The organism is Pseudomonas sp. EA_5y_Pfl2_R50 (assembly GCF_963970475.1).
GTDB lineage: Bacteria > Pseudomonadota > Gammaproteobacteria > Pseudomonadales > Pseudomonadaceae > Aquipseudomonas.
In genome coordinates this window covers 34,963-47,784 of the sequence record NZ_CAXAPT010000010.1, presented here as the reverse complement: position 1 = coordinate 47,784, position 12,822 = coordinate 34,963, and the positions used below count along the sequence as shown (strand labels likewise).

The window sequence follows — 12,822 nt, the reverse complement described above, 5'->3', positions numbered from 1 at the left end:
GATGGACATCAACCTCAGCGATTTCCACTTCCTGCGTCCGCTGTGGCTGCTGCTGGCGCTTTTCGGCGCGCTGCTGCCGATGATCTGGCGCCGCGGCCGTAATCTGCAACTACGCCTGCGCGGCAACATCGCCGAGCACCTGCTGCCGCATCTGTTGGTCACTCCGCAGGATCATCAGCACTGGCGCCCGGTGCACCTGCTCTGCGCATTGTTGGTTCTCGGCGCAGTAGCGGCGGCCGGGCCGACCTGGGAACAGGATCGCCCGGATTTTCTGGAGAACCGTGCGCCGCTGATCGTCGCCGTGGACCTGTCACCGTCGATGGACGCCAATGACGTGCAGCCGACCCGACTGGAAGCGACCAAACACAAGATTCACGATTTGATCCAGCGTCGCGCCGGGGCCCGCACGGCTTTGATCGCCTACGCTGGCAGCGCGCATCTGGTGCTGCCGCCGACGGACGACCCGACGCTGCTCGATACCTTTGTGCAAGCCCTCGACACCGGGCTGATTGAAAAACCGGGCAAGAACGTTGGCGCGGTGATCGATCAGGCGAAACGCTTGCTCAGTGCCGAAAAAACCCCGGGCAGCCTGCTGTTGATCACCGACGGCGCCGACACCGGCCAATTCGACGGTCTCGACCGACAGTTGCGCGACAGCCAGTTGCAAGTGCTGGTGCTGGCGGCGGGCAGTGAGGATGGCGGCGTCATCCAGAGCGCGAGCGGCCAACCAAAAGTTGACAGCAATGGCCGGCCCATCCTCGGGACTTTCGATCAGGCTGCGCTCAAGCAACTGGCGTCTGCGCTGGATGCGCCACTGGGCAGCCTGACCCTTAATGACGATGATCTGGACTGGGTCGAGTTGCACGCACAACAGCACTTTCAGAGCGCCAGCGCCGAACAGCACGAATTGCACTGGAAAGACGCCGGTTACTGGCTGTGCTGGCCGCTGCTGTTGCTGGCGTTGATCAATGTGCGCAAGGGCTGGAGCGTCAACTGGCTGCCGGCGCTGGCCCTCGCCGTGGGCCTTGGCTGGCCGTCCGCGCCGGCTCAAGCCAATGCCTTGACCGACGCTTTTTTCACCCGCGATCAACAAGGCCGCTGGGCCTTCGAGCACGAACACTGGCCGCAGGCGGCGGCGTTGTTTGTCGACCCGTACTGGAAAGGCGTCGCCGCTTATCACGCCGCCGATTACGACCTTGCGCTGGCGACTTTTGCGCGGCTCGACACGCCGCAAGCCTACTTCTATCTGGGCAACATTTACGTGCGCCGATTCAAGTTCGATCAAGCCATCGCCGCTTACCGCCAGGCGTTGAAACTGCAAGCGCAATTCCCCGAGGCCACGGCCAATCTGGCGCTGGCGCAGGCACTGCTGAAAGACACCGAGAGCGCCGAGAAGAACGCCCCCGAAACCAAACCCGACGAAGTGAAATTCGACAAGGCCCCGGGCAAGGGCCAGAGCAAAAAGGTCGAGACCGAGCAGGCGACTTCGGATGCGTTGTGGTTGCAGAACCTGACCACCTCGCCGGCGAAATTTCTCAAGCAGAAATTCAGCTTGCAGGATCAGCAGGGAGCTCGACCATGAACCGGGTTACAGCCTTCGCGAGCAGACTCGCTCCCACAGGGGGCCTGCGGTGTACACGAAACCAATGTGGGAGCGGGCTTGCTCGCGAAGTGGCCAGATCAAACACCACAGAATTGAGCACGTTGCTGCTCACCAGCCTGCTCAGCCTCAATGCCCTCGCCGCTGAACCGCAACTCAAGGTCCAGGCCCACCTGCAACCCGCCGAAGGCGCCATGGTCGGCGGGCTGGTCGAGCTGCAACTCGACGTCCTCACCGACACTTGGTTCACCAGCGCCGCTACCCTGCCCGACCTCAAGCTCGACGGCGCGCTGGTGATGCCGCCCGGCGGTCAGGCCCAGCACCTCAACCAGACCATCGACGGGCAATCCTTCAGCGGCTTGCGCTACAGCTATCTGATCACCCCGAATGTCGCGCGAGGTTTTGATATTCCAGCATTGACCGTGCGCGCCACGCCCGGCCAGGCCACCGCCGAGATCAGCGCGCAGAGCCAACCCGTGCATTTCAGCGCCACCCAGCCACCCGGTTTCAAACCCGGGGAAGCCCCACTGGTCGCCACCGGCCTGCGCTTTTCGCAACACCTGATCCACTCGACGACGCCACTGAAAGTCGGCGACAGCGTTACCCGCCAACTCACCCTGCAAGCCGACGGCGCCTTGGCGATGGCCCTGCCCGTTCCGCCACTCGGCGAGGTCGCTGGGCTGAGCCGCTATGAGACAACCCCGCAAGTCACCCGTATCGATGACGGTCGCGGTGACATTCTCGGCGGGCAACGCATCGACAGTGTCAGCTATCGCATCGACGAGGCAGGCTCATTCACCCTGCCAGCCATCGAGGTGAAATGGTGGGACGCCAGCGCCAAACAGATGCGGACCGCGCAAGTCGCAGCGGTGACATTTACGGCTGCGGCGAACAGCGCTTACAAACCGGTGTTCTCGATCACCGAAGACCTGAAGCAGCTCGGGCAAAACCGCCTGCACTTGTCCACGCGCTGGCTGACCTGGCTGGCCCTGCTGGTGGTCGTCATCGGCGCGGCGTATGTCAGTCGTCCGGCACTGACGCGAGCCTGGCAGCAATGGCAAACACGCAAATGCGCGCGGCAACTGGCCCGGGAGCAATCAGCCGACTACGCCTGGCAGCAAATCGATGCGCAACTGCAAGCCCGCCCGCCACAACTGAGCGTCCTCTATCGGTGGCTGTGGCGCAGTCGTCTGGGGCTGAAACTGGTCGATGCCGGCCCACGTCTGCAGGGGGTACTACGCGGGCTTTACGGTCGCGAACCGACCACCCGGAAAACACTTGCTCAACTGCGCCAATCGTTGACTACGCTTCACAGTCAGGCCGAACAGCAACGGGCCAGACCGGCCCCGGCCCTGCGCCCGCTCAATCCCGTTCACGAGAAGGATTTCCCATGACGCCTCCGATGCTCAATCGCCAACGTTTCGGACTCGCCCTGTTGTTCAGCCTGGCTCTGCCCCTGCTGGCACAGGCGAATGAGCCGTTGCCGTCGTGGAACGATGGCCCGGCGAAAAAAAGCATCATCGAATTCGTCCAGACCGTGACTGACCAGTCCAGCAAGGACTTCGTCAAACCCGCCGACCGCATCGCCGTGTTCGACAACGACGGCACCCTGTGGAGCGAGCAACCGGCGTACTTCGAGTTGCTCTTCGCCTTCGACGAGGTCAAACGCACCGCCGCGCAGCACCCGGAATGGAAAACCACCCAGCCGTTCAAGGCGGTACTGGAAAACGATCACAAGGCCCTTGCGGCAGCGGGGATGGAAGGCCTGTTGAAGATTGTCAGGGCGACCCACAGCGGCATGACCACAGAAGCCTTTGATGACTACGCCAAGACCTGGCTGAGCCAGGCGCGCCATCCGAAAACCGGCAAACCGTACACCGAGATGATCTTCCAGCCGATGCTGGAAATGCTCGACTACCTGCGCAGCCAGAACTTCAAGACCTACATCGTCTCCGGCGGTGACACCGGGTTCATGCGCGCCTTTGCCGAAAAGGTCTACGGCATCCCGCCGGAACAGGTGATCGGCACCACGTTCATTACTTCATTTCAATACAAGGACGGCAAGGCCTCGATCCTGCGCACACCGAAAGTGGCGCACAACGACGACGGCCCTGGCAAACCGGAAAGCATCGACGCAGTGATCGGCAAACGTCCGATTCTCGCGTTCGGCAACTCCGACGGCGACCTGCAGATGCTGCAGTGGACCGCCGCAGGTTCCGGCAAACGTTTCATGGGCCTGGTGCACCACACCGACGCCAAACGCGAATGGGCCTATGACCGCCAATCCGATATCGGGCGCCTCGACAAGGCCCTCGACGAAGCAAATTCCCGCGGCTGGACCGTGGTCGACATGGCGTCGCAATGGCGCCGGGTCTACCCGTTCGAGCCGCCGGTCACCGGGCAGGTGCAATAAGAAAGCGTGATGCAGGACTGCAATAAACGTTTGTCGCAATAAACGACCCCCGCAAAAAGGAGCAAGTCATATGACTCGCATACGCAAGTGGCTACCGAAACTCGCCTTGGTGGCAACCTCGGTGATGGCGCTGTCGGCAACTGCCACAGCGGCTGAAAAACCCAACATTCTGGTGATCTTCGGCGATGACATCGGCCAGACCAACATCAGCGCCTATTCCATGGGCGTGGTCGGTTACAAGACCCCGAACATCGACCGCATCGCCAAAGAAGGCATGATATTTACCGATTACTATGCGGAGAACAGTTGCACCGCTGGTCGATCGTCGTTCATCACGGGGCAGACGCCGCTGCGTACCGGCCTGTCGAAAGTCGGCATGCCAGGCGTGCCGGTCGGCCTGCAGGCCCGCGATGTGACCATTGCCCAGGCACTGAAGGCCCAGGGCTATGCAACGGGCCAGTTCGGTAAAAACCACCTTGGCGACAAAGACGAATACCTGCCGACCAACCATGGTTTCGACGAGTTCTTCGGCAACCTCTATCACCTCAATGCCGAAGAAGAGCCAGAGCGTCCGTACTGGCCCAAGAACGACGCCGAGTTTATCAAGGCAGCGTCTCCGCGTGGCGTGATTCACAGTTTTGCCGATGGCAAGATCGAAGACACCGGCGCGCTGACCAAAAAACGCATGGAGACCATCGACGACGAAACCACTGCGGCAGCCCAGGCGTTCATCGAGAAGCAATCGAAGGCGAACAAACCGTTCTTCGTCTGGATGAACACCACCCGCATGCACGCGTTCACCCACGTGCGTGAGTCCATGCAAGGTCAAAGCGGCATGGTTGGCAATGAGTATGCCGATGGCATGATCGAGCACGACGGCGACGTCGGCAAACTGCTCAAGACACTCGATGACCTGAAACTCACCGACAACACCATTGTGGTCTACACCACCGACAACGGGCCTAACCAGTGGTCGTGGCCGGACGCGGCGACCACGCCGTTCCGCAACGAGAAAAACTCCAACTGGGAAGGGGCGTATCGAGTGCCTGCGATGATTCGCTGGCCGGGTAAAGTCAAGGCCGGTGAAGTGTCAACGCAGCTGTTCTCGGGTCTGGACTGGTTCCCGACGCTGATGGCCGCAGTGGGCGACACCGATATCAAGGAACGCCTGCTCAAAGGTACTGACGTCGGCGGCAAGAACTTCAAGGTGCATCTGGACGGTTACAACCAGCTCGATTACCTGACTGGCAAAACCGACAAGAGCGCACGTGAGGAGTTCTACTACTTCAACGATGACGGTGTGCTGGTCAGCATGCGTTTCAACGATTGGAAACTGGTCTTCTGTGAGCAACGCGCTCCCGGGGGTCTGGAAGTGTGGAGCGAACCGTTCGTGTGCCTGCGTGTACCGAAAATGTTCAACCTGCGCATGGACCCGTATGAACGGGCTGACATCGTGTCTGACCAATACTATGACTGGCTGACGAAAAACGATTATCTGATTTTCGACGGCACTCGCAGGGCTGCGAAGTTCCTGCAGACCTTCGTCGACTATCCGCCTAGTCAGCGTCCGGCCAGCTTCAGCATCGACCAGATCCGTGCAGACGTGGATCGTCGCATCGAAGAAAAAATGAAAAAAGCCCAGTAAAACCGCAAGACCGCCGCCCGCCCTCACCGGCGGGCGGACTTATTTTTGACTTGGGACCGTGTCAGCTGCTTCGCGAGCAGGCTCACTCCCACAAGGGATCTGTGGCAAACACAAGTCCAGTGTGGGAGCGAGCTTGCTCGCGAAGAAGTCCGCACAGTCACGATGACTTTTGAATTAAGGCGTCCGCAATGTCCTCACGTATCGCCAGCAAGCCTTCGGCCATACCCGTCCCGCAATCCACCTCTCCAGCCCTGCTCATTCCCGCTCTGTTGCTGTGCATTTCCGGGGCTGCGGCGCTGGTTTATCAGGTGCTGTGGATCAAGCAACTGTCGCTGGTAGTCGGCGTCGAGGTCTACGCGATCACCACCGGTATCAGTGCGTTTTTCGCCGGCCTGGCCATCGGCGGCTGGCTGTTCGGACGCTGGGCTGATCGCTTGCAGCAACCGGTTCTGCTCTACGCCGGGCTGGAAGTGCTGGTGGCCATACTGGGCGTCGGCGCGACATTTGCCATGAGCCTGGCGGCCAGTCCGTTTGCCTGGTTGCAAGGGCATGTCGGCCTGTTTGCCTGGCTGCTGCCATTCGTATTGGTCGGCCTTCCCGCCGTATTGATGGGCGGCACGCTGCCGGTGCTGGTGCGTTCACTGGCGACTGACCCGGGCAAGGCCGGCGGCCAGTTGTATGCGGCGAACACCTTGGGCGCGATTGCCGGCACTCTGCTGGCGGCGTTCGTATTGATCGCTACCCTCGGTGTACGTGGCAGTGCGCTGTTTGCGGCGATGCTCAATCTGTTGGCCGCCGTCGGCGCGTTATGCTTGGCCCGGCAACAGCCAGCGCCTGTGACAACCCCCGTCAAACATCACCCCGAGACAGCCACCGATCGCACTGCGCTCTGGTTGTACGCCATCGCCGGCGGCGTGGCCCTGGGCTACGAAGTGGTCTGGTCGCAATCGATCGTGCAGTTCATGAGCACCCGCACCTATGCGTTTGCCGTGGTGCTGGCGACCTACCTCGCCGGGCTGTTTATCGGCAGCGCCCTGCTCGCCCGCCGCGTTGAGCGGATTCGCGATCCGTGGGGGGTGTTCGGTTTGCTGATTGCCGGCGCCGGATTGATCGCTCTTTTAGAGATTGCCCTGCTCGGACGCTGGCTGATTCTTGCCCAAACCCAGACTGAAATGTGGCTGCTGAGCCTGGGCGCCAGTGAACTGGCCGGCATGAGCGCACGCTTTGCCGTGGCGGCGCTGAGCATCGTGTTCGTGCCGACGTTGCTGCTCGGCGCAGCGTTTCCACTGGCGCTGCGCCTGAGCGTGGGCCACGACCGTATCGGGCGTGATGTTGGCGCCGTGGTGGCGTTCAATACGCTGGGCGGGATTGTCGGTGTGATGCTCTGCGGCTTTCTGTTGACTCCGCTGCTCGGACTGGTTCATACGCTTGGGCTGCTGGCGCTGATCGCCGCGGCCATCGGCTATCTCGCCGTGCGCAAGGGGCACCACGTGAAGAAAGGCCGGCGTCAGGCGGTGGTCGCTCTGGGTCTGGTGTCGGTTGCCCTGGCCGTGTTTACACCCGTGGACAAACTCGCCAGCCTGTTGCCCGGCGCGCGCAATGGCACGCTGGCGTTTTATGAAGAAGGTCGTGGCGGCACCGTCGCGGTGGTCGCGCAGGGTCGCGGTGAAAACATCTTCCACCGCTTGTACATCCAGGGCGTCTCGAACACCGGTGATGCGATGCCTTCACTGCGCTACATGCGCATTCAGGCGCTGCTGCCGTTGCTGATCCACAACGGGGAGCCGCGTTCGACGCTGGTGATCGGTTTCGGCACTGGCATCACCGCCGGTGCGATGCTGCGCTATCCGGGACTGGAGCATCGCGTGGTTGCTGAGTTGCTGCCGTCAGTGGTCAAAGCTGCGCCACTGTTCAAGGGCAACTTCAACGCGGCCAGCGATCCCGGGGTCGATGTGCGTCTGCGCGATGGCCGGCAAGAATTACTGCGCAGTGCGCAGACTTACGACCTGATCACCCTCGAGCCACCACCGCCCTCCGCTGCCGGTGTGGTCAATCTGTATTCCCGCGACTTCTATCAATTGGCCGCCAGCCGGCTGGAGAAACAGGGCATCGTCGCGCAGTGGCTGCCACTGCCAACACAGAACATCGACGACTCGCGTTCGCTGGTGCGCAGCTTCCTCGACGTGTTCCCGTATGCCTCGGTGTGGACCAGTGAGTTCCACGAGATGTTGCTGGCAGGATCGATGCAGCCGATGGAACTGGACGCCGCGAAAATCACCGAACGTTTCCAGCAGGACAGCGTGCGCAGCACCTTGCAGGATGTCGGCATCGGTTCCGCAGCAGCCCTGCTCGCCACTTGGGTGACCGACCGCGAGGGGCTTGAGCGCTTTGCCGCTGACGCGCCGGCGGTGACCGATGATCGGCCACGCATCGAGTACGCGCCCTGGGTGCGCAGCAAGGAAATCACCCGCGTGCTGCCAGCGTTGCTGGATCTGTATCAGCCACCGCCACTGGTGAATGCCGATAACGGGTTCACCGAGCGCATGGCAACCCATCGCCAACGGCTGATGCAGTTTTATCGGGCGAGCCTGCATGCCTATGACGGTGATCGGGATGCGTGGGGGCGGGATATGCGCGAAGTGATGCAGTGGGATGGCGGCAATCCGTATTTCCGCTGGTTTACCGGAAAATGATGTAGCGCCTGTCATGCCGCTTCCGCGAGCAAGCCCGCTCCCACAGGGGGTCCGAGGTGATCACAACCGGCGTGATCAGAACAGATCCGATGCAGGAGCGGGCTTGCTCGCAAAGGGCCATCAGCCCGGATGCATTACCTGGATTCAGCCTTCAGCTTCAGATACATCTGGTGCATGTCCACCGCCCAGCCATCGATCACGGCTTTGACGTCATCGGCCTTCATCACCTGCGAGTCATTTTCCAGCGGTTTACCGGTGCCCTTGCGCACCACTTGCGCGACGACCTTGTTACTGGCGCCATCCATGAACACCGCTTCGGTGGCGAGGGTGGTTTCCTGATCGCGGATACCGCTGGCGGTGCTGACTGCGGCCGCCACCAACGCAATCGGGATCACTTCATAGGCGTGCAGGCCTTCGGTCTTGCTGCTCACGGCGGTGATCGCCGGACGCACCACGATCACGCCCGGGCCGGGACCGGTGGCCAGTGGCAGCGATTTGCTCAGCTCACGCTTGAGTGCCTGATCGTAGTAGCTGGTGATGCCGTTGAGGGTCTGTTGGGGAATTTTTGCGGTCGCTTGCGGCTTGGGATAGAGCTGGCTCGGTTCGACGTAAACGCTGCTGAATCTGTTGATGTCGAGCTTCGGGTCCATCCAGCGCATCACCTCTGCACCAGAGGGGGATTTAGCCTCCTTCAACTGACTGTAATCCTTTAGAAACCCGGAGTACTCATCGGGAGCGACGGTTTTACTGGAACAACCCACCACCCCAAGGGTGGCAATGCACAGCGTGCCCATCATTACTGCTAGCTTCATGCTGTAACTCCTGTCAGACGGCCAAAAACTTTTTATGGAGCGGGAGTTACAGGTATAGCTAAAACCTCGGCATTTGCGATTGCAAATTACAAAATTCACGCAAGCCTGAGCGACCGATCACAACCGTCATTTGACAGATGCCGGCCATCCGGCAAAGCTGCATCAAGCTTGAACGCACGCCAGACGGCAAATGCACCTGGACCACGGAAGTCGTAATGCCCAAGCATAAAAACAAAGCAGTACAAACCGACCCTGATTCGTCCCACCCTGCACTTTCGAAATACCTGTTCCCGATCACCGTTGGCGTGCTGCTGGCCGCCGTGGCCGGAATCGGCTGGTTTCTGTTCAGCCCCGCTCCGGTGGCGATGAAACCTCCAACAGTCAGCGCGCCCGCCGCCGTCCCGGCCCCGGCAAAGCCACAACCGCTGGCGGCGAGCCAGCCAGCGACGATGGTCGATGAGCAACAATGCCAAGGCTGCCACACTGAGCAGGTCAAGGACTGGCAAGGCTCGCATCATCAATTGGCGATGCAACCGGCCAACGCCGACACCATGCTCGGCGACTTCAACAACGTCACCTTCAAGGCCGAGAAGGAGACCTCGGTGTTCACACGCAAGGGTGATCAATTCTGGGTGAATACCCCCGGCATCGACGGCAAGAATGCCGACTTCAAAGTCGCCTATACCTTCGGCATCGCGCCGCTGCAGCAGTATCTGCTCGAAGTCGGCGAAGGTCGCTTGCAGGCGCTCGGTGTGGCCTGGGATACCGAGAAACATCGCTGGTTCCACCTCTACCCCGGCCAGGGCGTGAACTTCAAGAATCCGCTGCACTGGAGCAAGCCGAGCCAGAACGCCAATTTCATGTGCGTCGAATGCCACACCACCGGCTTCAAACGCAATTTCGACGCGGCGAGCAACACCTTCAACAGTCAATGGAACAGCCTCGGCGTCGGCTGTCAGGCCTGCCACGGCCCGGCGTCCAATCACCTGGCATGGACGCAGAAAAAAGGTGATCTGATTCACCAGGGCTTCGACGTCGATCTCAAGGACAAGAACGCCACCGTCGAGATCGAAACCTGCGCCCGCTGCCATGCGCGCCGCGCACCGTTGGGCGATGGCTTCACTGTCGGCAAACGCTTGATGGACGATTACCTGCCGAGCACCCTCACTCGCGAACTGTATGCGCTGGACGGCAAGATCAAGGATGAGGTGTTCGAACACGGCTCGTTCCTGCAAAGCAAGATGTTCGACAAGGGCGTGCGCTGCAGCAACTGCCATAACCCGCACAGTAACGAACTGAAAGCGCCGGGTAACGCGGTGTGCCTGCAGTGCCACAACACCGCCGGCAAGGCCTCGGTCGAAGGCGTTGATGGTCAGGGCCTGCAAGCGAAGAACTACGATTCCATCGAACACACCCGCCACGCCATGGGCCAGCCAGGTTCGCAGTGCGTCGATTGCCATATGCCCGGCAAGTTCTACATGGGCAACGACTTCCGCCACGATCACAGCTTCAGCATCCCCAACCCGGAACGTGCGCAGAAACTCGGCACGCCGGACGCCTGCCTGACCTGCCACCAAGGCAAGGCCGGCGACAAGATCACCGCGCAGTTCAAGTTGTGGAACACCTCGAGCGCGCCACAAGCAGCGCGGTATGACGAAAGCCTGTGGCTGATCCGCAACGGCCAGCCCGGCGCCGCCGATGCACTGTATGAGCAGTTGCAGCGCAGCAACCTGCCGGCGATTCAGCGGGCGACATTGCTCGCGGAACTGCCGCTGTACCCAAGCGAACAGGCGTTGAAACTGGCGACGCTGGATCTGAAAAACCCGGCGCCGCAGGTTCGCGAAAGTGCTGTGCGGGCGATCAGTGCTTTCCTCCCGCCACCGGAGCGAGCGCCGTTGTTGGCGCCGCTGCTGGGTGATCCGGTGAAAGCCGTGCGCATTGTCGCCGCGCGGGATCTGCTCAGCGTCGCGCGCAACAACGGTCTTGGTGCGGCGCAAGCCAATTGGGACGCGGCGATTGCCGAGTACGAGGCCGTGCAGAAAAGTCTGCTGGAACGCGCCGAAGCCAATCTGAACCTGGCGATGCTGTATCAGGCCAGCGGTCGCAGCGCAGAAGTCGAAGGCTTGCTGCGGTCAGCACTCAAGCGCGATCCGGACTTCTATCCGGCACTGGTCACGCTGGTGCAGTGGCTGGAGGCCAATGGCCGTGGGCCGGAATCGCAGCAACTGCTCGACGACAGCCTCAAGGAACACCCGGACGCTGCGCTGCTGCAGCACACTCGCGGGCTTTCGCTGATCCGCGCCGGCAAGGCTGCGCAAGCCATGACGCCCCTGAAGAAGGCCGCGCAACTGGAACCACAGAACGCGCAATACGGTTACGTACTGGCCGTGGCACTGCATGAAAGTGGCAAGGTAGATGAGGCGTGCGAGGTGCTGGAAGGTTTGCTCAAGGTCCAACCGGCGAACCGCAATGCGCGGCTGTCGCTGATTCAGTGGTATCTCGACAGTGGGCAGGAGCCGAAGGCGCAGGTGTTGCTGCAAGGCTGGAAGAAAATGAACATGGGCGACCCGGCCCTGAAGTGAGGCGATGCAGGAGCTGCCGCAGGCTGCGATCTATCAAAGGATCACAACCCCGCGGCAGCTCCTGCAGCGATCAGGGGGTTACCAGGAGGATTCACCGCTGCGCAGGGCGATTTCGCGGCGGTTGTGGATGCGCATGGCCTTGATCAGTGACACCGTGCCGACCATCAGGATCGCCGCCCCAAACAGGAAGTCGATGTTGTACAGCCGGAAGTCCTGCACCGGCCCGATCAACAGCCCGCGCACCACGGCAACGCCGACCAGCGTGGCAAGGAAATCGATCCCTGGCGCGTCACGATAAAACACCAGCATCAGCGGCAGACACAAGACCAGCAGAAGCATCAGCACGACCATCTTGAACGAACTCTTGCGCTCGACACTGAACGCGCACTCGTGCGATCCGTAGGCCTTGTAATCGTCTTCGCGAATCATCGAGGTTTTTTCGTTGATGTAGTCGACGCGGTTGTACTTCTGGATCGGCGTGAAGGTGTTGGACATCTCCATCAGCGTGGTGATGTTCTTGAAGCGCAGGTCGATGCGCTCGCTGCCCTTGAGGTAATAGAGCACCGGCTTGTAGCCGTAGCGATAGGTGTCGAAGGGGAACTCGGTGACCTGGCCCTGCACGCCGATAGGCCGTGGTTCAAGTTCGGCGTAGGCGCTTTTGTTGGTCGCGGAGAGGTTGCGGCTCAGCGGCTGCACCTTGACCTGCTCAAGGAAGATCGGCGTCACGCCGAAGGACCACTGCAACGGTTCCAGGCGCAGACGCAGTTCGTTGCGCGCCAGGTCGTAGCGGTTGAAGGTACGTTCGGAGACCACCAGCGAGCCACTGAGCATGAACTCGCCGCGCAGGTTGTTGGTGACGCGCAAGGTCAGTTGATCCTTGCCCAGCAACGCCGCTTCGTTGGTCGGCGGTGTGCCGCACCACGCGGTGCTTTCGCCGACGCCGCCGAGCTGGCCGTCGCGGCTTTCCTTGAATACGTAAAAGTAACTGGCCCACAGCGTCACCATCAACAGCAACGCCGTGAGACCGAGGATTTTTTTGCCCGGACTCACTGATCAGACTCCCTTCTTCGGTTCCAT

Annotated in this window: 8 protein-coding genes; 6 read left to right on the top strand and 2 right to left on the bottom strand. The window is 61.1% G+C overall.

Translation table 11 applies throughout. From position 1 onward, the window contains the following. The first annotated feature begins 1 nt into the window (after position 1). The 5 genes from AACY19_RS18005 to AACY19_RS17985 all read left to right on the top strand — a co-directional run bounded on the left by AACY19_RS18005 (position 2) and on the right by AACY19_RS17985 (position 8,351). On the top strand, positions 2 to 1,582 hold the full coding sequence (locus tag AACY19_RS18005) for a VWA domain-containing protein (protein WP_339452477.1): 1,581 nt from the start codon (positions 2 to 4) through the stop codon (positions 1,580 to 1,582). Next, positions 1,579 to 2,994 carry a hypothetical protein gene (locus tag AACY19_RS18000; RefSeq protein WP_339452475.1) on the top strand — a complete coding sequence of 472 codons (1,416 nt, stop codon included), beginning with the start codon at positions 1,579 to 1,581 and terminating at the stop codon, positions 2,992 to 2,994. Before AACY19_RS18005 ends, AACY19_RS18000 begins: the two co-directional genes overlap by 4 nt. Next, positions 2,991 to 4,013, top strand: a complete 1,023-nt coding sequence (locus AACY19_RS17995; RefSeq protein WP_339452473.1) for an HAD family hydrolase — start codon at positions 2,991 to 2,993, stop codon at positions 4,011 to 4,013. Before AACY19_RS18000 ends, AACY19_RS17995 begins: the two co-directional genes overlap by 4 nt. Before the next feature lie 70 nt (positions 4,014 to 4,083). Further along, complete coding sequence (locus AACY19_RS17990) at positions 4,084 to 5,658, top strand: arylsulfatase (protein ID WP_339452471.1); 1,575 nt, start codon at positions 4,084 to 4,086, stop codon at positions 5,656 to 5,658. Positions 5,659 to 5,846: 188 nt separating this feature from the next. Next, positions 5,847 to 8,351 (top strand): fused MFS/spermidine synthase, encoded by a 2,505-nt coding sequence (locus AACY19_RS17985; protein ID WP_339452469.1) that lies wholly within the window; start codon positions 5,847 to 5,849, stop codon positions 8,349 to 8,351. A gap of 134 nt (positions 8,352 to 8,485) precedes the next feature. Here the strand turns inward: AACY19_RS17985 and AACY19_RS17980 are convergent, their stop codons facing one another. After that, positions 8,486 to 9,163, bottom strand: coding sequence for a DUF3313 domain-containing protein (locus AACY19_RS17980; RefSeq protein ID WP_339452467.1), 678 nt, complete (start codon positions 9,161 to 9,163; stop codon positions 8,486 to 8,488). 215 nt (positions 9,164 to 9,378) lie between these two features. Between AACY19_RS17980 and AACY19_RS17975 the strand changes: the two genes are divergently transcribed. Beyond that, positions 9,379 to 11,745, top strand: coding sequence for a tetratricopeptide repeat protein (locus tag AACY19_RS17975; RefSeq protein WP_339452465.1), 2,367 nt, complete (start codon positions 9,379 to 9,381; stop codon positions 11,743 to 11,745). Positions 11,746 to 11,823: 78 nt separating this feature from the next. Here the strand turns inward: AACY19_RS17975 and AACY19_RS17970 are convergent, their stop codons facing one another. Continuing rightward, entirely contained in the window at positions 11,824 to 12,795 is a 972-nt protein-coding gene (locus tag AACY19_RS17970) for a hypothetical protein (RefSeq protein ID WP_339452463.1), read from the bottom strand. Positions 12,796 to 12,822 lie beyond the last annotated feature (27 nt).